The 20,537-nt window shown below is 43.5% G+C and carries 18 protein-coding genes; 4 read left to right on the forward strand and 14 right to left on the reverse strand.

Annotated elements, in window-relative coordinates; all coding sequences use genetic code 11:
• Positions 1-34: 34 nt before the first annotated feature.
• The 6 genes from argJ to AB5627_RS03075 form a co-directional block, all read right to left on the reverse strand.
• Positions 35-1,291, reverse strand: coding sequence for a bifunctional glutamate N-acetyltransferase/amino-acid acetyltransferase ArgJ (argJ, locus tag AB5627_RS03050; RefSeq protein WP_022288153.1), 1,257 nt, complete (start codon positions 1,289-1,291; stop codon positions 35-37).
• A gap of 464 nt (positions 1,292-1,755) precedes the next feature.
• Entirely contained in the window at positions 1,756-2,703 is a 948-nt protein-coding gene (gene argC / locus AB5627_RS03055) for an N-acetyl-gamma-glutamyl-phosphate reductase (RefSeq protein ID WP_022288152.1), read from the reverse strand.
• Between the two features lie 135 nt (positions 2,704-2,838).
• Positions 2,839-3,282: a hypothetical protein gene (locus tag AB5627_RS03060; RefSeq protein ID WP_022288151.1), complete on the reverse strand. Its 444-nt coding sequence runs from the start codon at positions 3,280-3,282 to the stop codon at positions 2,839-2,841.
• Positions 3,263-4,636, reverse strand: a complete 1,374-nt coding sequence (gene argH, locus AB5627_RS03065) for an argininosuccinate lyase (protein WP_022288150.1) — start codon at positions 4,634-4,636, stop codon at positions 3,263-3,265. The genes AB5627_RS03060 and argH overlap by 20 nt, the downstream gene beginning before the upstream one ends.
• 107 nt (positions 4,637-4,743) lie before the next feature.
• Complete coding sequence (locus tag AB5627_RS03070) at positions 4,744-5,178, reverse strand: pentapeptide repeat-containing protein (RefSeq protein ID WP_022288149.1); 435 nt, start codon at positions 5,176-5,178, stop codon at positions 4,744-4,746.
• Positions 5,179-5,257: 79 nt separating this feature from the next.
• On the reverse strand, positions 5,258-6,493 hold the full coding sequence (locus AB5627_RS03075) for an argininosuccinate synthase (protein ID WP_022288148.1): 1,236 nt from the start codon (positions 6,491-6,493) through the stop codon (positions 5,258-5,260).
• A gap of 474 nt (positions 6,494-6,967) precedes the next feature.
• Between AB5627_RS03075 and AB5627_RS03080 the strand changes: the two genes are divergently transcribed.
• The 4 genes from AB5627_RS03080 to AB5627_RS03095 all read left to right on the forward strand — a co-directional run bounded on the left by AB5627_RS03080 (position 6,968) and on the right by AB5627_RS03095 (position 10,073).
• Positions 6,968-7,504 (forward strand): flavin reductase, encoded by a 537-nt coding sequence (locus AB5627_RS03080; RefSeq protein WP_022288147.1) that lies wholly within the window; start codon positions 6,968-6,970, stop codon positions 7,502-7,504.
• A 30-nt stretch (positions 7,505-7,534) separates the two neighbouring features.
• Entirely contained in the window at positions 7,535-7,732 is a 198-nt protein-coding gene (locus AB5627_RS03085) for a ferredoxin-thioredoxin reductase catalytic domain-containing protein (RefSeq protein WP_022288146.1), read from the forward strand.
• A 17-nt stretch (positions 7,733-7,749) separates the two neighbouring features.
• A complete protein-coding gene (gene trxA, locus AB5627_RS03090) occupies positions 7,750-8,073 on the forward strand; it encodes a thioredoxin (RefSeq protein ID WP_022288145.1) in 324 nt (107 codons plus the stop codon).
• 188 nt (positions 8,074-8,261) lie between these two features.
• Positions 8,262-10,073: a beta-L-arabinofuranosidase domain-containing protein gene (locus AB5627_RS03095; protein WP_022288144.1), complete on the forward strand. Its 1,812-nt coding sequence runs from the start codon at positions 8,262-8,264 to the stop codon at positions 10,071-10,073.
• Positions 10,074-10,188: 115 nt separating this feature from the next.
• Here the strand turns inward: AB5627_RS03095 and AB5627_RS03100 are convergent, their stop codons facing one another.
• From AB5627_RS03100 to AB5627_RS03135, 8 genes are all read right to left on the reverse strand, one after another.
• The gene (locus AB5627_RS03100; protein WP_022288143.1) at positions 10,189-11,019 is read right to left on the reverse strand and encodes an AraC family transcriptional regulator; all 831 of its coding nucleotides are present in this window, start codon (positions 11,017-11,019) and stop codon (positions 10,189-10,191) included.
• 178 nt (positions 11,020-11,197) lie between these two features.
• Positions 11,198-12,157: an ABC transporter permease gene (locus AB5627_RS03105; protein WP_022288142.1), complete on the reverse strand. Its 960-nt coding sequence runs from the start codon at positions 12,155-12,157 to the stop codon at positions 11,198-11,200.
• Positions 12,150-13,256, reverse strand: coding sequence for an ABC transporter permease (locus AB5627_RS03110; protein WP_022288141.1), 1,107 nt, complete (start codon positions 13,254-13,256; stop codon positions 12,150-12,152). Before AB5627_RS03110 ends, AB5627_RS03105 begins: the two co-directional genes overlap by 8 nt.
• Positions 13,249-14,784: an ABC transporter ATP-binding protein gene (locus tag AB5627_RS03115; protein ID WP_022288140.1), complete on the reverse strand. Its 1,536-nt coding sequence runs from the start codon at positions 14,782-14,784 to the stop codon at positions 13,249-13,251. The genes AB5627_RS03110 and AB5627_RS03115 overlap by 8 nt, the downstream gene beginning before the upstream one ends.
• A gap of 153 nt (positions 14,785-14,937) precedes the next feature.
• The gene (locus AB5627_RS03120; protein WP_022288139.1) at positions 14,938-16,089 is read right to left on the reverse strand and encodes a BMP family ABC transporter substrate-binding protein; all 1,152 of its coding nucleotides are present in this window, start codon (positions 16,087-16,089) and stop codon (positions 14,938-14,940) included.
• Positions 16,090-16,134: 45 nt separating this feature from the next.
• Positions 16,135-16,710, reverse strand: coding sequence for a xanthine phosphoribosyltransferase (locus AB5627_RS03125; RefSeq protein ID WP_022288138.1), 576 nt, complete (start codon positions 16,708-16,710; stop codon positions 16,135-16,137).
• 202 nt (positions 16,711-16,912) lie between these two features.
• Complete coding sequence (locus AB5627_RS03130) at positions 16,913-17,695, reverse strand: hypothetical protein (RefSeq protein ID WP_022288137.1); 783 nt, start codon at positions 17,693-17,695, stop codon at positions 16,913-16,915.
• Between the two features lie 122 nt (positions 17,696-17,817).
• Positions 17,818-20,358: an EAL domain-containing protein gene (locus AB5627_RS03135; protein ID WP_022288136.1), complete on the reverse strand. Its 2,541-nt coding sequence runs from the start codon at positions 20,356-20,358 to the stop codon at positions 17,818-17,820.
• Positions 20,359-20,537 lie beyond the last annotated feature (179 nt).

A 20,537-nucleotide genomic window follows, 5' to 3' on the forward strand; every position in this document is an offset into this window, starting at 1 on the left:
TTCTCATTCTTCTTTCCTATACTGATTTTATGTCTTAGCTTCTGTAATCGCCGTTTATCTTAACATAATCATATGTAAGGTCACAGCCCCATGCAGTGGCAGTGCCGTTGCCGTCGCCGATAGAAACGCTTATTGTGATCTCGTCCTCAAGAAGAACGGTCTTAGCCACTTCCTCAGAGAACTCTATGCCTGCACCATTGTGGCAAACGTGTATCTCTCCTGCCTTTGATGACAGTGAAACGTCCACCTTGTTTATGTCAAAATCAGCTTCAGCGTATCCAACAGCGCAGAGTATCCTGCCCCAGTTAGCGTCAGCACCGAACATTGCACACTTGAAAAGCGGCGAGCATATAACGCTCTTTGCAACGATTATGGCGGTGTCAAGGTCTTTTGAACCGGTAACAGTACATTCAAGAAGCTTAGTTGCGCCCTCGCCGTCCTTTGCGAGCATTTTAGTAATGTTCATCATAACGATATAAAGAGCCTTTTTGAACACCTCGTAGCTCTCACCCTCGGCTGTTATCTCAGGGTTTCCTGCAAGTCCGTTAGCCATAATAGCACAGGTATCGTTCGTTGACTGGTCGCCGTCAACAGACAGGCAGTTATATGTTATCTTGACGATATCAGTAAGAGCCTTTTTGAGCATTTCGGAAGATACAGCACAGTCCGTGGTGATAACATTGAGCGTAGTTGCCATGTTAGGGTGTATCATACCGCTGCCCTTGCCCATGCCGCCAACGTGGCAGATCTTGCCGTCAAGCTCAAACTCAACAGCCACTTCCTTTTTCACTGTATCAGTAGTCATGATAGCAATAGCGGCTTTTTCGTTTCCCTCATAGGAAAGTCCCTCATAAAGCTCGTCTATCTTAGCTTCGATAGGCTCGAGAGGGAGTATCTGACCGATAACGCCTGTCTGAGCGATAAGAATTTCCTCAGGCTTAACGCCCATTTTAGCGGCAGTCATCTCGCACATTTTGTAAGCCTTTTCCTCGCCGTCAGCGTTACAGGTGTTAGCGTTTTTGGAGTTGAGGATAAAGCCCTTAGCCTTGCCGCCTGTTTTAGCAAGATTTTTCTGAGAAACAGTAACAGGAGCACCCTTGACCTTGTTCTGAGTAAAAACGCCGGCGGCAGAGCACATAACGTCAGACTCCACAAGGCAGAGGTCAGGTTTTTTTGTAGGGTTTTCCTTTATGCCGCAATAAAGACCGTTAGCCTTAAAGCCCTTTGCAGCACACACGCCGCCGTCTACATACTTATAGCCGTCGAAATTTTTCTTTGATATCTCTTTCATATTCAAAACTCCTTACAAAATTTTCACACTAATTAGATCAGGACAGATTTTTTCTATTAATTATTTCTGTAGGGGCGAACAGCGTTTGCCCGCTTATTTTTTCCGCACTTTTATATTCGCACTCATTGGTCGGGGATTGCTCTCCTTTGTGGGGGAGCTTATTGTCGCCGTTGGCGAGTCATTTGAAGACGCTTCGCTGTTCAAATGACAAAAGCGGCGGAGTTTTGTTGGTTTTTAGGCTTGGTTGAGAAATTTTACTTCGGTTTGTTTTATTTTTTTGTCCGCCGCTTTTTTTAGACCGTACTTTTGTGGAGGGGGCTCTGCCCCCTGTTGGGTTTGATTTTGCTTTTGGCTTTATTTTGCCCCCGCTGGGGCTGCTCGCCCCCGTCCCTCGGCAGGGCTAACGCCGCCCTGCACCGGCGATTTTTTTGTGCGGTGCTTTTGGTTTGTTTTTTGCTTTTTTGTTATTCCAGCCCCGTTGCTTCGTTTATCCCCAACATTATATTCATATTCTGTATTGCTGCGCCGCTTGCGCCTTTTCCAAGGTTATCAAATCTCGACATAAGCAATATCTGATCCTCATTTCCGCAGACGAATATCTGCATATTATTTGTTCCTGCCAATGTATTCGCTGCGATAAATCCGTCAGGAAGCGTTTTTGTTCCACCAAGCTCCATTACCTTAACGAAATGCTGACCAAGATAATGCTCCGCCATTATTTCATGGATATTCTCAGGTGTATACTTTTTTGTCAAACATCTTGTCACCAGCGGCACAGAAACAACCATACCATTATAATAGTCATCCACTATCGGATTGAACATAGGCTTATATTTAAGTCCGCACACCGCCTGCATTTCAGGGATATGCTTGTGCTTCTGCCCAAGTGCATACTGACGTGGAGAATACATTTCCTTTGTTTTATTTTCGCTTTCCATAGCGGCTATCATTTTCTTTCCGCCGCCGCTGTAGCCTGAAACTGCGTGGCAGGTAACAGGATAATCCTCAGGAAGCACTCCTTCCTTTACGAGAGGATAAACAAGGCTTATAAAGCCGCTTGCATAACAGCCTGGGTTTGCAACTCTTTTTGAATTGCGGATATTCTCTCTATGCTTTTCAGAAAGCTCAGGAAAACCATAGTCCCAAGCAGGGTTTGTTCTGTGGGCGGTAGAAGCGTCTATTATCCTAACATCAGGGTTTGTGCAAAGTGAAGCCGCCTCTATTGCCGCTGCGTCAGGCAGGCAGAGAAAAGTGATATCCGATGAGTTTATCATCTTTGCTCTCTCGTTCACGTCCTTACGCTTTTCCTCGTCAATGAGCATTATCTCAACGTCATTTCTGTTCTGAAAACGCTCATATATCTGAAGTCCCGTTGTTCCCTCTTTGCCATCAATAAAAACTCTTGTTTTCATTTTTCTTCATATCCTTCTATAAAACTTTATGATTTTGTCTGTCAATAATCTGTATGCTCATGCAAATGCAAACTTTTGTAGGGGCGAACAGTGTTCGTCCGTTTGGCTGACAGCTCTTTAGCCGTCTGCATACTTTTAATTATCGTCCAAAATGTTCTTGTATTCAGGTTCTTTTTTCAGCTTTTTACGCTTTTTATCTTCCTTTGCGGCGTTTATTGCGTCCTTATCCGCAAAGCAGTTTCCAATACCTGCGGCAAAGCCTGCGGTCAACACAGTGAGTACGATAAAGTTCGGCACTACCGACCTTGCTTCCTCCACGAAGATATATTCTATCACCGAAACCCCTATCATCACAGGCGCAACATACCATTTCAAGCCGTAGTTCTTAGCGTGTCGGTAGCAAGTCCACCATGTACACACAGGGTACACCACCGTAAATCCCACCGCAAACAGCGGATATATCACAAAAAGCTTAGCCGTAAAAAGCCACATTATAACTGTCGCAAGCTCCCACAGCACAAGATATAGCAGTGCCGTCTTAACAGGGGAGCGGTGTTTATCAAAGCTTATTTCTGACATATTCTATCTGAGCTTTTACAGACTCAGGAGCAGGACCGCCTGCCGCTTTTCTCTGCATTACGCAGGTGTCAAGGCTGATAGCGTCATAAACGTCCTCGTCAAAGTTGTCAGTGAGCTTCCTGTACTCCTCCAATGGGAGAGTTTCAAGTGTGCAGCCCTTTTCAATACAGGTGTGAACGAGAGTGCCCGTTATCTTGTAAGCGTCTCTGAAAGGCATACCCTTCTTAACAAGATAGTCAGCGCAGTCTGTAGCGTTTATAAAGCCCTTGGCTGCGGCGTTTCTCATGTTCTCAGGGATAACTCTCATTGTAGCAAGCATCGGGTCAAACGTTTTAAGGCAAAGCTTAACAGTGTCGATTGCGTCAAAGATAGCTTCCTTGTCCTCCTGCATATCCTTGTTGTATGCAAGTGGCAGACCCTTCATCATAACGAGCAGTGTGTTAAGGTCGCCGTAAACTCTGCCTGTCTTGCCTCTGATAAGCTCAGTAACATCAGGGTTTTTCTTCTGTGGCATGATAGACGAGCCTGTTGCATAAGCGTCGTCAAGCTCGATGAATTTGAATTCCCATGAGCACCAAAGTATTATCTCCTCTGAAAATCTTGAAAGGTGCATCATAAGCAGTGAGATAGCTGAGCAAAGCTCGATGCAGAAATCTCTGTCCGAAACGCCGTCAAGTGAGTTCTGTGTTATCTCGTCAAAGCCAAGCAGATCGCACACTCTCTGTCTGTTTATAGGGTAAGTTGTAGATGCAAGAGCACCGCTTCCCAAAGGCATGATGTTTGTTCTCTTGTAGCTGTCCTCAAGTCTTGAAATATCTCTCAGAAGCATATTTGCATACGCCATAAGGTGGTGAGCAAATGTGATAGGCTGTGCCCTCTGAAGATGAGTATATCCCGGCATAACAGTTGTGAGATTTTTCTCTGCAATGTCAAGGATAGTGTGCTCAAGCTTTTTCACAAGCTCGATTATCTCTTTTGTTTCGGCTCTGAGTATCATTCTCACGTCAAGTGCCACCTGATCGTTTCTTGATCTTGCCGTGTGAAGTCTTTTGCCTGTGTCGCCAAGCCTTTTGGTAAGCTCAGCCTCAACAAACATATGAACGTCCTCTGCAGTAGGGTCGAACTGTAATTTTCCCTCGTCGATATCCGCAAGAATACCCTTAAGTCCCTGGACTATTTTTTCGCTTTCGTGCTTTTCGATTATACCGCACTCGCCCAGCATTGTGGCGTGCGCCATAGAACCCTCTATATCATAGCGGTACATTCTTGCGTCAAAGGAAATAGATGAATTGAAATCATTGACTCTTTCGTCAACTTCCTTTGTAAATCTTCCTGCCCACATTTTTCCTGCCATTTTAAAACCGTCCTTTATGTTTATTTCAAGTTATCAAATATAAAAAATGTATGGGCAAAATGACCCCAAAGGATCATCCTGCCCCAATACATTTCAATAAGTGCGGATCAAATTTCCTTTTCGTGCTGTTCAAGCAGCTTCTGGATATCCACGCCGTTGATCTTCAGACCGTCTATCTTGCAATCGTTTATCTCAACGTTTGTAAGGTCACAGTGAATGAACTGTGAGTTCTTAAGATCAGGATTTTTAAACTCAACATTGTTCATGATAGAGCAGCCAAATCTCGAGTTGCTGAGATTTACGCCCAAGAACTTTGTGTTTACCATATACATATCTGCAAAGTCGCTTTCTTTCATGCTGACGTTGTTGAAATGTGTCTCGTCCATGTTAACGTCATCGAAAACGGCTTCCTTAAGATTTACGTTCGAGAACTTTGCTCCGCCGAGGTTTACGTCCTCAAAAGAGGAGTTCGGCAGGCTGTCATAAGAGATCTCGACCTTCTTGTCTATTGCAGGCTCAAAAATGCTGTTGTTATCTGACATATCAAAACCTCCGTGAAAAATATTATACAAACTTTTTAAGGTTATACACCTTTATGCTCTGCTGACCAGAGCGTCGCTATTAGTCTTTCTTAGCGTTTCTCTTCTGCTCGAGCTTAGCTCTTACCTTGATAGGCAGACCGAAGAGGTTGATGAATCCTGCTGAATCAGCCTGATTGTAAACATTGTCCTCATCAAATGTAGCAACTTCTTCATCATAAAGTGTGTATGGAGATGTTACACCTGCGTTTATCATGTTGCCCTTGTAAAGCTTGAGCTTAACGTCACCTGTAACAGTCTTCTGTGTTTCTGTAACAAATGCGCTCATAGCCTCACGGAGAGGAGTGAACCACTGACCATTGTAAACAATGTCAGCAAACTTGATTGAAAGATACTGCTTAACTCTTGCAGTTTCCTTGTCAAGTGTGATAGTTTCAAGAACTTCATGAGCCTTGTAAAGGATAGCTCCGCCTGGAGTTTCATAAACGCCTCTTGACTTCATACCAACAAGTCTGTTCTCAACAAGGTCAGCAAGACCGATACCGTTTGCACCGCCAAGCTCGTTAAGCTTTGTAACAAGCTCCTTGCCGTTCATCTCAACGCCGTCAACTGCTGTTGGGATACCCTTTTCAAAGTGGATAGTTACATAAGTTGGCTTGTCAGGAGCCATGATAGGTGAAACGCCCATTTCAAGGAAGCCCGGCTTCTCATACTGTGGCTCGTTTGCAGGATCTTCAAGATCCAGACCTTCGTGTGAAAGGTGCCAAAGGTTCTTGTCCTTTGAGTAGTTTGTTTCTCTGTTTATCTTCAGAGGAATGTTGTGTGCCTCAGCATACTCGATCTCCTGCTCTCTTGACTTAAGATCCCAGATTCTCCAAGGAGCGATTATCTCCATATCAGGAGCGAAAGCCTTGATAGCAAGCTCAAATCTAACCTGGTCGTTGCCCTTACCTGTGCAGCCGTGGCAAATAGCGTCAGCTCCCTCTTTGATAGCGATCTCAGCTATTCTCTTTGCAATGATCGGACGAGCAAATGAAGTGCCGAGGAGGTACTGGTTCTCATAAACAGCGCCAGCCTGTACTGTTGGATATACATAATCCTCGATGAACTCTTCTGTAAGGTCCTCGATATAGAGCTTAGAAGCGCCTGTCTTGATAGCCTTTTCCTCAAGGCCGTCAAGCTCTGTGCCCTGACCAACGTTTCCTGAAACAGCGATTACTTCGCAGTTGTTGTAGTTTTCCTTGAGCCACGGAATGATGATAGATGTATCAAGTCCGCCGGAATAAGCAAGGACAACCTTTTTGATCTCTTTTGCCATAACAAAATTCCTCCATTGTTTGTAGTAAGTATGTTTGTATAATATTTTCACGGCTCTCATGCCGATAAAATTATTATACACCTTTATACAGCATTGTCAAGTGCTTTTGCATAAAAATTTTATATTTATACACATTTTAAGGCTTTTTAATGTATATTTTTAGACAATATACAATTTATTCTGTATAAACTTCAAAAGATATACATATCAAGTATTGTAACGGCATAAAATAAAACAGCTAAACCAAAAACACAAAAACAGCTTTACAAATACTTAATTCAATTATATCACTATTCTTCAAAAAAAGCAACACAAAAAAGCCCTGTTTAACGATTTTTGTACAATATTTCAGTGTTTTCAAGGGGTTGCAATTTCATAAGAAATGATATATAATATACTCAGACGTTTTCTATACGATATTGGTGTACAATAAGTATGATAAGTCTGACATAATACTGAAAGGCGGTAATGAAAATGAGCAGTTTCAACGGTTTCAAAGAGGTAACAGAAAAGCTTGACGCTATTGACTTCAATCCATACAAAAAGATAGGCAAGGAGTGGTTTCTTGTAACAGCAGGCGACGAGAGTGGCTGGAACACAATGACAGCTTCATGGGGCTTTGCAGGCGTTATGTGGGGAAAGAACACCTTCACCACAGTTATAAGACCACAGAGATATACAAAGGAATTTATCGACAAGGCAGAATATTTCACCATAAGCTTTTTCAAAGAGGAGTATAAAAAGGCACTTTCATTCTGTGGCTCACATAGTGGACGTGACTGCGACAAGGCAAAGGAAACAGGTCTGACCCCTGTGTTCGTGTCTGAAAACGGCGTGGAGGTAACAGCTTTTGCGGAAGCTGATATGGTGCTTGTGTGCAAAAAGGCTTATGTTCAGGAGATGAAGCCTGAGTGCTTTGTTGATACTGAAAACGATGAGAAATGGTATTCTGACAAGGATTATCACTATCAGTATATCGGCGAGATAGTAAAGGCATTTGTCAAGGAATAATCTAAGCATATCTGCAAAGGATAGGTAGTAATGGTACGTCTTAATGATGATAAAGAAATGGTAAAGAGCATAAAAGAGGGGCTTAAACGCACAGGTGGCTATTGTCCGTGCAGGATACAGCGCACAGAGGAAAACAAGTGTATGTGCAAAGAGTTCCGTGAGCAGATAGCCGACCCGAATTTTGAGGGCTTCTGCCATTGTATGCTCTATTACAAAAGCAAGGATTAGAAAAGGAGCTGTGAAAAATGTCAGTAAAGGTCATAACAAAGGATAATTTTGAAAACGAAGTAATGCACTCGGAAAAGCCTGTCCTGCTTGACTTCTGGGCAGCATGGTGCGGTCCGTGCAAAATGCTTTCACCGCTGGTGGATAAGTATTCTGAGGAGGACAGTTCTGTAAAGGTGGGGAAGGTCAACGTTGACGATGAAAACGAGCTTGCAGCCGCTTTCGGTATCTCGAGCATACCTGCCCTTTTTGTTGTGAAACATGGCAAGGTAGTTGCTTCAACTGTCGGCTATATGTCTGAGGAGGAGCTCAAATCTTTTGTGGCTTCGGCAAAGGCGAAGTAAAAACAGTTTATCATAACATAACAAAGCGTATGGGCGACCTGTGGTCGCCCATTTCTTTTGTTGTATCGTAATTGGGCTATGAATACCTAAGCTTTGTCCATAAAATCTCGGGTTTTGTCCACTTGAAAGATATGCGGTTTGCTGTTATAATCAAGTATAGAAAAAATAAAATTTCGGAGGTATCTTCTATGCTTGATAAAGTGAACAGTCATAATGTGTCGCTTCTTTCAGGACTTTTTCGTGAAAGAGCCGACCTTAACAGAAACTACCTTTTTGAGCTTGACTCCACTTGCCTTTTGCAGAATTTCTACCTAGAAGCAGGCGTTGTAATGCCGGGGCTTCAGGTGGCGAACGATCCTGAAGGAGCAAAGCTCCACTGGGGCTGGGAAGCTCCTACCTGCCAGTTGAGAGGTCATTTTCTCGGTCATTGGTTGTCTGCGGCGGCAGCTTATTGCGCTTCAAATGAGGATATTGAGCTTAAAGCAAAGCTTGATAAGATAATAAGCGAGCTTGCACGCTGTCAGAAGCTCAATGGCGGCGAGTGGATAGGCTCTATCCCTGAAAAGTATTTCGATTTGATGGCAAGAGGTCAGTATGTGTGGTCACCTCAGTATGTAATGCACAAAACTGTCATGGGTCTTACTGACGTGTATAAATACACAGGCAATGAGCAGGCTCTTGACGTTGTGGGCAAGCTTGCAGATTGGTATGTTCATTGGACAGACGAGATGCTGAAACGTTCACCCGACGCCATTTATAAGGGCGAGCAGGGCGGTATGCTCGAAGTCTGGGCTGACCTTTACGGCATAACAAAAGACGAAAAGTATATGAAGCTTGCCGAACGCTACAGCGGAAACTGCGTTTTCGATACTCTTGATAAGGGCGGCGACGCTCTCACAAACGACCACGCAAACGCAGGTATCCCGCTTTCTCATGGTGCGGCAAGAATGTATGAGATAACAGGGGATGAAAAGTGGAAAACGCGCACAGAGAGATTTTTCAAGTGCGCTGTCACAGACCGTGGAACATACGCCACAAGCGGTGCAAACTCAGGTGAGTTCTGGGTGCCACCTCATCAGCAGGGTCATTTCCTTGGTGCGTCAGATCAGGAGTTTTGCACTGTATACAACCTCGTAAGAACTGCCGACTACCTCTTCAAGTGGACAGGTGACACAAAGTATGCAGATTATATCGAGCGTTGCCTTTATAACGGCTTCCTTGCACAGCAGAACGCTTCTACCGGTATGCCAACATATTTCCTGCCTCTTAAACACGGCTCAAAGAAAAAATGGGGCAGCAAGACCCACGATTTCTGGTGCTGTCACGGAACAATGGTGCAGGCTCAGACTCTTTATCCTGACCTTGTCTATTTTACAGACAGTGAGGGCGTTATTGTCAGCCAGTATATACCTTCAAAGGCTGATATCACAGTATCAGACAAGCCTGTTCATATTGAGCAGACAACTGATATGAAAAACTACAACAGCCAGACTTTCTTTGACGAACATTCTGACTTCACAATGTCACGCTGGTCAATGAAGTTCACAGTAAGCTGTGAAGAAAAGACAGCTTTTGTTCTGAAGCTTCGCCTGCCTGAATGGGTAAGCGGTGAGCCTGAAGTGACAGTGAACGGCAATGCAGTAAAGGCTGAGATCGCAAACGGCTATATAAAGCTGGCAGGTGAGTGGCAGAACGACACAGTTGGTCTTTTCTTCCCGTCAGAAATAAGAATGGAGCGTCTTGAAGATATGCCATACCTTGCGGCAGCAGTTGACGGGCCGATAGTTCTTGCAGGCATAACAGGCTGTGACTGCGGTCTACACGGTGACTACTCAAAGCCTGCCGATATTTTCGAGCCACAGATAGAACACACCTACAGCACATTCCCATGGAAGCAGAACGAGTATATCACAAAGAGACAGGAATATAACATCACATTCAAGCCACTTTACGACGTTATGGACGAGGAATACACAGTTTATTTCTCTGAGAAGAAGTAAGTTTTTATCAAACCTCCTGTAGGTGCAACCAGTGTCCGCTCACTTGTTTTATCAACCTTTAGTTAATATAAAATAAAGGCGATACCGCACAAAAAGCCGTGTGGTATCGCTTCTTTTATTTACTGTTTATATTCCTTTTCCTAAATGCCTCACGATATTGCATAGGCGTCATGCCCTCAAGCTTGCGAAAGGTCCTCATAAAGTATTTTTCGTCAAAAAAACCGCTTGAATAGGCGGTTTCCTTTATACTTATGCCCTCCGTTTCAAGAAGCCTTTTGGCGATGTCTATTCTAGTGCGGCTTAGATATTTTATAAGCGTACAGCCTGTTTCCCTCTTGAAGATAAGGGAAAGATATTCAGCGTTGTAGTGAAAATGCCGTGCTATCATCTCTGCCGTGAGCTTTTTCTGACAGTTCGATCTTATCCATTGGCAGATGTTGTATATCTTCGGGGATATCTCATGTTCATTCCCAGCGGCAAGATATTGCTGTGTTATCTCCATAAGAAGCATTGAAAGTGTGCAGACAGGGAGCATTTCAGTGTAAAGCCTTTCCTGTCGCTGATAGTCAAGAAGCTGTCTGAAAATGATGCTCACACGTCCAGGGTCTGCGGCGGTGAAATGCTCAGGGATAACGTATGCAAAGCCGCTCTCAGGGCAGCTTTCTCCACGGGTTTTCGGAGCAGAGAAGTGTACCCACATATATGAAAGCCTGCCTGCGCATGGCTTTGTGCCCCAATGTTCTGTGCCGGAGGGCAGGAGGACATATTCTCCCGGACACACGGCAAGATCGGTGTCGTTCATTGTGATAAAAAGCGTCCCCTCTGTCACAAAAATAAGCACATCACAGTTAAGCGTTCTCCTGATGTGCAGAAAACCGCCATCATTCTCAAGACAGCCGCAGGTGAAAAACCTAGGTTGTGGGCATTTTTCGTATATATTGAGCATTTTCTCACCCCTTTTTATCTGATTATATCACATCTTTTGCATTTTGTCACTAGGGCAAAAATAAAAGCCCTGCAAAACGCAGAGCTTTTAAATATGTTGCTTTAGGTATTATCTGTAATATATTGTAGGGGCTTGAGAATTATTTTACACTTTGAAAACAATGCCAAGCTTCGAGATCCTATCTCTCCTCACGGAAATAATTTATACCGCAGGATTGTGGCTGTGAACGCTCTCTTGATTTTTTCACTGAAGTGATGATAAGAACAAGAGCCGTTACAAGGTATGGGAGCATATCAAAGAATGACTCAGGAACAGTGAAGCCGAGGTTTTTCGGGAAGTAGTATTTCAGCACCATGAATGCACCAAAAATATACGCTCCGTAAATAGCCCTTGCAGGATTCCATACAGCGAAGATAACAAGCGCTACAGCTATCCAGCCAAGACCGTTCACGCTGTTTGCCATCCAAACACCGCCGTTTATTACCATTGAGCAGAACGCTCCGCCTATTCCGCATATTCCTCCGCCGATAAGAACGTTTATGTATTTGTATTTCACAACGCTTATTCCCACAGCGTCCGCAACAGCAGGATTCTCACCGATAGTTCTAAGGTTAAGACCCACCTTAGTCTTTTTCAGATAGATAAACATTATCACAGCGATAACAATGCTCAGATATGTGAAAATGTTCTGTGAGAAAAGCACCTCTCCAAGAACAGGTATCTTGCTGAGAAGCGGTATGTCAATGTTTTTCAGACTGCTCATCACTCCGTCAGGCAGTTTGAGGTTGCCTGTAGGTGAAGCAGATATCATCTGCTCGCCTATGAAGTTTGAAAGTCCCGTACCGAATATAGTCAGTGTAAGACCTGTTACGTTTTGGTTCGCCATCATTGTTATGGTAAGAAAAGCATAGATAAGGGAAACAAGCGCACCCATAAGAAATGCCGCAAGTATGGAAAGCCAAAGGCTTCCTGTCTTGTATGCTACCATAAAGCCTGCGCAAGCGCCCATTGCCATTGTTCCCTCAACGCCAAGGTTAAGGTGTCCCGCCTTTTCGTTTTGTATCTCTCCTACTGTGCCGAAAAGCAGAGGAGTACCCATATATACCGCATGGGCAAGGAATGAAATAAGTCTAGTCATTTTTCCTGCCTCCTCTTGTTACAAATCTGTATCTGATGAAGAACTCACAGCCAAGCACGAAGAACAGGATTATTCCCTGCAAAACGTCCGAGCAGTAAGGTGAAAGAACAAATTCAGACGATACCACGGTGCTGCCCTTTTCAAGGACTGCGAATAAGAATGACACCACAAGTATGCCGAATGGATTGAGGTTTGCAAGCCATGCAACTATGATAGCCGTGAAGCCTACTCCGCCTGCAACAGATGTTGAAAGTGTGTGTTCTGTTCCGCAAGCCTGCACCATTCCTGCGATACCGCAGATAGCACCGCTGAGGAACATCGTTCTTATCATTATCTTGCTAGGGCTCATGCCTGCATATCTTGCAGTTGCGTGGCTGTCTGATACTACAGTTATCTCGTAGCCCTGCTTTGTGTATTTAAGATAGATAAATACCAGTACCACAAGCACCAGACCTATCAACCAGCCTATCTGCACACCGCCCAGCGAGTCAAGCCATGCGTTAAGGTCAAATCTTGCTATCTTAGGATATCCCTTTGACTCAGGATCCTGCCATGCGCCCTTTGTGAGCCAATCTATAACGTAAAGTGCAATATAGTTTAGCATAAGGGTGAGCAAAGTTTCGTTTGTGTCGAATTTTGCCTTGAAAAATGCAGGGATAATGCCATACAGTCCTCCGCCTATCATCGCCGCAACGAACATCACAATGAAAAGCAGATAGTGAGGCATATCGTAATGATAAAGAGCGAAGTATGAAGCGAAAACTCCGCCCATTATTATCTGACCCTCTGCACCGATATTCCAAAACTTCATCTTAAACGCAAGCGTAATGCCAAGAGAAGATATAAGAAGCGGTATCATTATCTTTATGGTCTCTTTGAACGGCATAAAAGGGCTTGCGGCGTTCTTGCCGATAAAAGCACCCTTTACCATTTTCGCATAGTAAGAAAACGGATCTTTGCCAAGAATAAGAATGAATATTCCGCCTGCACAAATAGCCAGAAGCACCGACAGAAGCCTTATGATAAGCTTTTGCTTGTTTGAGCGTTCAGCACGCTTGGCTATTCTTATAAGTGGCTCTTTTTTTATAATATCAGCCAATGCCCAGCACCTCCTCCATTGTCGAGCCTGTCATCATCATGCCCACCTGTTCCTTTGTGACCTTTTTGGCGTCACAAATACCTGTTATCTTGCCGTGACAAAGCACCATTATCCTGTCGCAAAGCTCCAGAAGAACGTCAAGGTCCTCGCCTATGAAAAGCACAGCCGTGTTCTTTTTCTTCTGCTCGTTAAGAAGCGAGTATATAAGATATGATGAGTTGATGTCAAGTCCACGAACAGGATATGCGGTTATGAGCAGGTCAGGCTCACTGTGTATCTCTCGTCCAAGCAGGACCTTCTGAACGTTTCCGCCCGAAAGCATTCTTACAGGAAGTTCCGTTGACGGAGTTTTTATTTCAAGCTTTTCTATAAGCTCCTTTGAAAGCGCCTTAGCAGGCTTTCTGTCTACAAAGCAAAGCTTGCCCTGCTTGTATGTTTTAAGAAGCATATTGTCCGTCATACCCACCGAAGCGATAAGACCCATTCCAAGTCTGTCCTCAGGGATAAAGCTCATGCTTATGCCGAGATTTATTATCTCCTTAGGTGTCTTGCCTATGATGTTCTCCTTGTTGTAAAGCACTGCGCCCTTTTCTATCTTCTGAAGCCCTGCGATAGTCTCGCAAAGCTCTTTCTGACCGCTTCCTGCAATGCCTGCCACACCAAGTATCTCGCCCCTGTTTATAACAAAGCTTACGTCATCGAGAGCAATGCTTCCCTCAGAGTTCTTTACCGTCAGATCGACTACATTAAGTATCGGCTTTACGTTCACAGGTTCAGGTCTTTCTATTGAAAGCTCCACCGCCTTGCCTACCATAAGCTCAGTGAGCTGTTTTTCACTGCTCTCTGCTGTGTTTACAGTTTCAACGCTCTTGCCCTTTCGCAGTATGGTCACTCTGTCAGATATATCCATTACCTCGCCCAGCTTGTGGGTGATGATAATGATAGCACAGCCCTGAGCTTTCATTTTTCTCAGGATGTTGAAAAGCTTTTCAGTTTCCTGCGGAGTAAGAACCGCCGTAGGCTCGTCAAGAATAAGTATTTTAGCACCCCTGTAAAGCACCTTCAGTATCTCAACTGTCTGCTTTTCACTGACGGACATATTGTATACCTTTTTGTCAGGGTCAACTTCAAGACCAAGCTGTTCAGATATCTTTTTTATCTCATCTCTTACAGCGCCCTTGCTCTTAAGCTTGCCCTTTGTGCCTGCCACAATGTTGTCTGCGGCGGAGAACACCTCCACAAGCTTGAAGTGCTGATGTATCATGCCTATGCCAAGTTCGATAGAATCCATAGGTGAATTTATCGCCTCAGGCTTGCCGGCAATGTAGATATTGCCCTTGTCAGGGTGATAGATACCCGAAAGCATATTCATCAACGTGGTCTTTCCTGATCCGTTTTCGCCCAGCAGTGCAAGTATCTCACCGTATTTTACTTCAAGATCAATGCCGTCGTTTGCAACCACGCTGCCGAAAACTTTTGTTATACCGCTGCATTTTACAGCGATCTCAGCAGATATTTCTTCACTCATACTTTCAGCTCCTTTTTATGAACTTCCTTAGATTTGCTAATGTCATCAGAAACCGACAGCAGAATTACCTGCTGCCGTATGCTCATATCATTAACAAAACAGGCGGCAACCTGCACCGCCCGTATAAATGTTTTGTTATGCTGTTAAGCCTTATTACTTGACCTCAACGTTCTTGAAGTACCAGTTGATTCCGCCTGTGATAGTAGCGTCGTCAAGAGTTTTGCCCTCTTCACCAACTGTTTTGCCGTCGTTTGTTTCGATAACGCCGTCAAATACGTTGAATGAGCCGTCTTCGATCTTAGCCTTAGCCTCGTCAACAGCCTTCTGCATATCCTCTGTGCAGATATCCATGTTCAGAGGAGCGATGTCTACAAGACCGTCAGCCATGCCGCCGTAGTAGTTCTCACACTTCCAGTTGCCATCTACGATCTGCTTTACCTGATATGTGTAGTATGCAGACCAGTTCCAAAGAGTTGAAGTAAGTGTAGCCTTAGGAGCGTCCTTAGACATATCTGTGTTGTAGCCTACGCCCCACTTGCCTGCGCTTTCAGCCTCGAGCTGTGGGTTAGGTGTGTCGCAGTGCTGAGCGATAACGTCGCAGCCCTCAGAAAGAAGAGCCTTTGCAGCGTTTGTTTCCTCTGTTGGTGAATACCAGCTGTTTGTTACCTTTACATAAACCTTAGCGTCAGGATTTACAGAATAAACGCCCATTGCGAAAGCGTCGATACCGCCTGTGCACTCAGAGTTCTCGCTGCCCATAGCGGAAACGTAACCGATAAGATTTGACTCTGTCTTCATACCTGCAACGATACCGGTGAGATATCTTGCCTGATAAATTCTTCCGAAGTAGTTGTTAAGGTTCTTGCCGTTGTTCTTGTAGCCTGTGCCGTGGCAGAAATAAACGTCAGGATATTCCTCAGCGAGGGATTCCATTTTGTCCATATAGCCCCAGCTTGTGCCGAAGATGATGTTGCAGCCTTCCTCGATGCACTCACGGATAGCTGTTTCTGTAGCAGCAGGGTCGCTGTCTGATACGTTGTTCTTTCTTACGATCTGATCGTCTTTAAGTCCAAGCTCCTTCTGCATACCAACGATACCCTGATCGTGAGCATATGTGTAGCCTGAACCGTCGGCAGGGTTGCCGATGTGTATAACACCGATCTTTACAGTGTCATAGCTGAGAGTTGTCGTCTGCTTGTCAGCCGACTTCTGTGATGCTTCGTCCTTAGCAGATGTACAAGCTGTAAGAGCTGTTACAGCAAGAGCCGCAGAAAGAACGAGCGCAAGAATACGTCTTACCTTCATGTTTGATCTTCCTCCATAAAATATTTATTGGTAACGCCTTGTGCGTTAGTCCCTGAAAGTGATAGTGCCGTTGTCCATAGAGTCAACGATAGCAAGAGATTCGAGCTTTACACCCATGTCACGGATAGTCTTTCCGCCAACCTGGAAGCCCTTTTCGATAACGATACCTGCTCCCGCAAGCTCAGCCCCTGACTGCTTTACAATATCTATAAGTCCCATAAGCGCACAGCCGTTAGCAAGAAAATCGTCTATAATAAGCACCTTGTCACCCTTGCCGAGATATTTTTCAGATACCATTACGTCATATGTAACGCCCTTTGTGTAGGACTTTACTTGAGTAACGAACATTTCGCCGTCAAGATTTTTGCTGAGAGTTTTCTTTGCAAAAATAACAGGGCAGTTGTTAAAATGCTGTGCCGCAATGCAGGCAATGCCGATACCGGATGACTCGATAGTGAGTATCTTGTTTACGCCTGTTCCTGCAAATCTCTTTGCAAACTCCTCACCGATATCGTTGAAAAGCTTGACGTCCATTTGGTGGTTAAGGAATTTATCGACTTTGAGAACGTTTCCTTCCTTTACTACTCCGTCCTTAAGAATACGCTGTTTTAAAATTTCCATGATCTTTTCCTCACGATACAAAAAATAGTTAAATATATTATTTTACATCAAAAAACAACTATATAAGAAAATTATACTACACTTTCGACGATTATTCAATTGCTATGACACGTTAAAAGTTTAACATTCTATTAATTTTCAACGTTCTTTTCTATATTGTGCAATAAAAAAATCCGCCTGAGATCTCAGACGGATAAAAGTTTTATTTTTCTTTTACTTTTCTTGAAGCTATCTTAGCCGTGTTCGGCATACAGAGCATCGCAGCGGAGCTTTCGTAAATTGTGACATATATAGGAGAGTTCGTCAAATTGCAGAAAATAAGGTTTTTCGTGTCACAGTCATAAAACTCCATAAGCTCGCTGTCGATATAATATCTCCCCAGCGTATCCCATAAATCCAGCTTTTCCTCGCTTTCCGCAAGCCCCACAGAATCAATGACCAGCCCAACGGTCACATATGCAAAAACAGGCACTACCATATCTTCATTTTTGTAGAACATCTTGTTTCCATGTGGGTCAGTGCCGTAATAGCATATAACAAGAGTATCTTCAGGTAACTCATTTGCAACGTCAGCCTGTTCATTATCACAAAGCCTCTGGCAGATCGTGAAAAATTTATCAAGCTGTGCCCTGAGCTTTTCTCTCTGCATTTTAGCTGTTTCAGCAAGCTCACTGCTTCCTGTTTTTTGTGCGGCATTTTCAGCAATATCGCAGTCAAAATAATCGCTTGGCGTTTTAAGCTCATAAACGTTGTTTATTGTTTTGGCAAAAAGCTTTCCGTCCTCAGAGTATACCGAGGTCACAGGAGAACTGCGTATGAATTTTCCGTCAGGGAACTTTTGACTGCCATATACAAGACCTTGAACGCAGTAAAACACTGTGTCGTCCGTGATAGGGTCAGGGAAACAGCTTTGAGCCGTGTTTGGATATGAAAAAAGCGAATTTTTCAAATTTCTTATTGCCACACGCCACTTGTCAAGATACATTTTTTCTCCCTCGCTTTCAGCATTCATACCTATATAATATCAGATAGTGTATATTTTGTCAATAAAGCTGACTGCTTAACAAGAGAAAAAAGTCCTCCGTTTATCTCAGAGGACTTTTCAAATCATTTAGTTCGGCTGAAATATTTTTCGTTTGCACTGCCTGAAATATTGATCTTTATAAGATTGGTCGTTCTCAGGCGTACCAGCTCATCTATATACGGCTTCATAACAAAGTCGGAAACTCTGTTCTTCAATTTTGTCATGCCTTTAAGTACGCCGTGAGCCTGGGTTATAGCAATAACAGGAAGTCTTCTTTCATCAATGTCAAGAGGAAATTCATCGTCCTTGGAAATAAGCTGTATGTCAAAATAAATAAGGTCGATATCCTCGTTAAGAAGAAGCTTTTTTCCTGCCTGAATGGTTTCTGCAGTGAAAACAGTATTTTCCTGAGAAAGTATCTCTTCTAGCTGACAGCGTGCGTCGCTGTTGTTGCTGACGATAAGGATCTTGTGCTTTCGGTCTATTTCATCTTGGATATAGTTCTTATAGTCGTTTATGCGTTTATCCGTCAACACCATGTCGGTCACGTCCGTGAAATACGCTATAAGTACAGAGCTTACACCCATTTCGCTGACAAATCGTAAATGCGTCTTGAACCAGTGCTTCCTGCCGTTTATCTCGTGCATACTGAGAACACATTCTGCTCTGTCCTTGCTCTCTATTGCCTTGTTTACAGAGCTTTTGAATTTCTCTTTGCATTCGCTGTCAATGCAGTTCATAACATTGAGTTTGCCGTACACACTGCTGTCATAGCCGTATTTTTGTAAAAACGCCTTGTTTGAACATACCATTACCACTGTGCCGTCCGGAAAACATTCATATATCGTAGCAGGCTGGTCGATGCTGTCGATATATGCCAGCAATCCTCCGCTCTTGCCCCACAGCAGGTCGTTTACTGATGTCCCGTTCTCAGGCACAGGCTGTTCCTCCTGATCTGAGATAAGCTTTTCATACTCTGCCACAGGCAAAGGCTTTGAAAAATAGAAGCCCTGAATGTAGTCACAGCCTACGCTTTTCAGAAATTCTACCTGCTCCGCTTTGTCAACGCCTTCTGCTATAACAGGGATATTGAGCCATTTGGCCATTCTGATAACAGAAGAAATTATAGTTTCTGCACGGCCGTCATACTTTGCCTTGAACATGAACATCATGTCCATTTTTAGCATATCCACCTGAACATCTTTGAGTACGTTCAGGGAAGAATAGCCACTGCCAAAATCGTCCATGAGGATAGTAAAGCCATTATTTCTGAGCTGGCTAGTGATATCATCTATCATTACATTGTCGTCAGTATAAACGCTTTCCGTTATCTCGATGTTGAAATACTTAGGCTCAACGTCATACTTTTTCGTAAGTTCGATTATTATTTTTGAAAGATTAGGGTTGTAAAGGTTTACCCTTGAAACGTTTACAGAAACAGGGAAGAGCGGAACTCCGCTGTCTTTCCATTCCTTGAGCTGTTTGCATACGCATTCCCATATGTAGAAATCAAGCTTTGAGATAAAGCCGTTCTTCTCAAATATCGGGATAAACACACCAGGTGAGATAAATCCCTTGGTAGGGTGTATCCACCTTGCAAGAGCCTCCGCACCCACAGGCTTGTTTGTCTTTACGTCGTATTTAGGCTGATAGTAAGGTACGAACTCATTATTTTCAAGAGCGTCGCTCATTTCATTTATTATATTCTGCTCATTTTCAATAGAAAGCCGCATTTTGTCATCATAAAAAGCATAGCTTTTCATATAATGCCCTTTTACAGTTTTAGCGGCAAGAGCGGCACGGTCGCACATGAAGGATATTGGCAGGCTTCTGTCAGTCACCACATAAACGCCGTAAACGATCATGATGTTATAGCTTGCGGACAGTTTTTTCATGTTTTCAACAGCCTGCTCTATCTGCTTTACTGTTTCTTCCTTGCCCTGATAAGGGGTGAAGATACCGAAAACGTCAGCGTCTATCCTACCGAAGGTACAGCATTCCGTTGTTTTTGCAAAATCTCTTATACGTTTTGCAACATGCTTTAGCAGTCTGTCTCCATACGCAGTGCCGAAAAATGAATTTATAAGCTTGAAACGGTCGATATCTAGTCTTAGAAAAGCGAACTGCTTGTCAGGATTAGCCTTAAGAAGTGCCTTTGACGCACTGAAAAATTTATTCTTTGAATATATCTCCGTAAGAGGGTCGTAGTTCATAACGTTATTAAGCTCTTTGAGCAGCGATACCTGACTTCTTGCGATAACGTTTTTGAGCCTTAGCTTTATAATATCAGCGTCATAAGGCTTTGGAACAAAGTCCCACGCACCGCTTTCAAGCACCTTTTTTTCAGTGTCTCTGTCTGATTTTTCTGTTAGTATAATAACAGGTATCTGAGATAAGGTTTTATCCTGCTTTATTTTATCCATGAACTCATATCCGTCCATTTCGGGCATTATGATGTCCAGTATTATAGCGTCAACTTTTTTATCCTGTTTTTTTAGCTTTGTAAGAGCCTGTATGCCATTTTCTGCTTGGATCACAGAATAGTCAGAATGTAGTATGTCGCAAAGTATAGATCGGTTCGTTGTGCTGTCGTCAACGACAAGCACGGTTTTCTGTATGTCCATTTGCAGCTCCCTTCTGTCATATGGCAGTTTAATATAACGTCTTCATATCATAAGTATACAACATGTCGGTAGGATTTTCAACATTTTTTATCAGTGCTTGCAGACTTTTTGGATTATTCGTTATAAATAGCTATTTTTGATTATCCAAGATACAAATAATTTGGTACTGTTTGCACAAG

The organism is Ruminococcus sp. RTP21198st1_G1_RTP21198_201120 (assembly GCF_040924265.1).
In the GTDB taxonomy this organism is placed as follows: Bacteria; Bacillota; Clostridia; order Oscillospirales; family Ruminococcaceae; genus Hominimerdicola; species Hominimerdicola aceti.

Bases quoted from the DNA above. Each gene is read 5' to 3' on its own strand.
- AB5627_RS03095 (WP_022288144.1), top strand. From the start codon at position 8,262: ATGCTTGATAAAGTGAACAGTCATAATGTGTCGCTTCTTTCAGGACTT.
- trxA (WP_022288145.1), top strand. From the start codon at position 7,750: ATGTCAGTAAAGGTCATAACAAAGGATAATTTTGAAAACGAAGTAATG.
- argC (WP_022288152.1), bottom strand. From the start codon at position 2,703: ATGAAAACAAGAGTTTTTATTGATGGCAAAGAGGGAACAACGGGACTT.
- AB5627_RS03105 (WP_022288142.1), bottom strand. From the start codon at position 12,157: ATGACTAGACTTATTTCATTCCTTGCCCATGCGGTATATATGGGTACT.
- argJ (WP_022288153.1), bottom strand. From the start codon at position 1,291: ATGAAAGAGATATCAAAGAAAAATTTCGACGGCTATAAGTATGTAGAC.
- AB5627_RS03085 (WP_022288146.1), top strand. From the start codon at position 7,535: ATGGTACGTCTTAATGATGATAAAGAAATGGTAAAGAGCATAAAAGAG.
- AB5627_RS03130 (WP_022288137.1), bottom strand. From the start codon at position 17,695: ATGTATCTTGACAAGTGGCGTGTGGCAATAAGAAATTTGAAAAATTCG.
- AB5627_RS03070 (WP_022288149.1), bottom strand. From the start codon at position 5,178: ATGTCAGATAACAACAGCATTTTTGAGCCTGCAATAGACAAGAAGGTC.
- argH (WP_022288150.1), bottom strand. From the start codon at position 4,636: ATGGCAGGAAAAATGTGGGCAGGAAGATTTACAAAGGAAGTTGACGAA.
- AB5627_RS03075 (WP_022288148.1), bottom strand. From the start codon at position 6,493: ATGGCAAAAGAGATCAAAAAGGTTGTCCTTGCTTATTCCGGCGGACTT.
- AB5627_RS03115 (WP_022288140.1), bottom strand. From the start codon at position 14,784: ATGAGTGAAGAAATATCTGCTGAGATCGCTGTAAAATGCAGCGGTATA.
- AB5627_RS03080 (WP_022288147.1), top strand. From the start codon at position 6,968: ATGAGCAGTTTCAACGGTTTCAAAGAGGTAACAGAAAAGCTTGACGCT.
- AB5627_RS03125 (WP_022288138.1), bottom strand. From the start codon at position 16,710: ATGGAAATTTTAAAACAGCGTATTCTTAAGGACGGAGTAGTAAAGGAA.
- AB5627_RS03060 (WP_022288151.1), bottom strand. From the start codon at position 3,282: ATGTCAGAAATAAGCTTTGATAAACACCGCTCCCCTGTTAAGACGGCA.
- AB5627_RS03135 (WP_022288136.1), bottom strand. From the start codon at position 20,358: ATGGACATACAGAAAACCGTGCTTGTCGTTGACGACAGCACAACGAAC.
- AB5627_RS03120 (WP_022288139.1), bottom strand. From the start codon at position 16,089: ATGAAGGTAAGACGTATTCTTGCGCTCGTTCTTTCTGCGGCTCTTGCT.
- AB5627_RS03100 (WP_022288143.1), bottom strand. From the start codon at position 11,019: ATGCTCAATATATACGAAAAATGCCCACAACCTAGGTTTTTCACCTGC.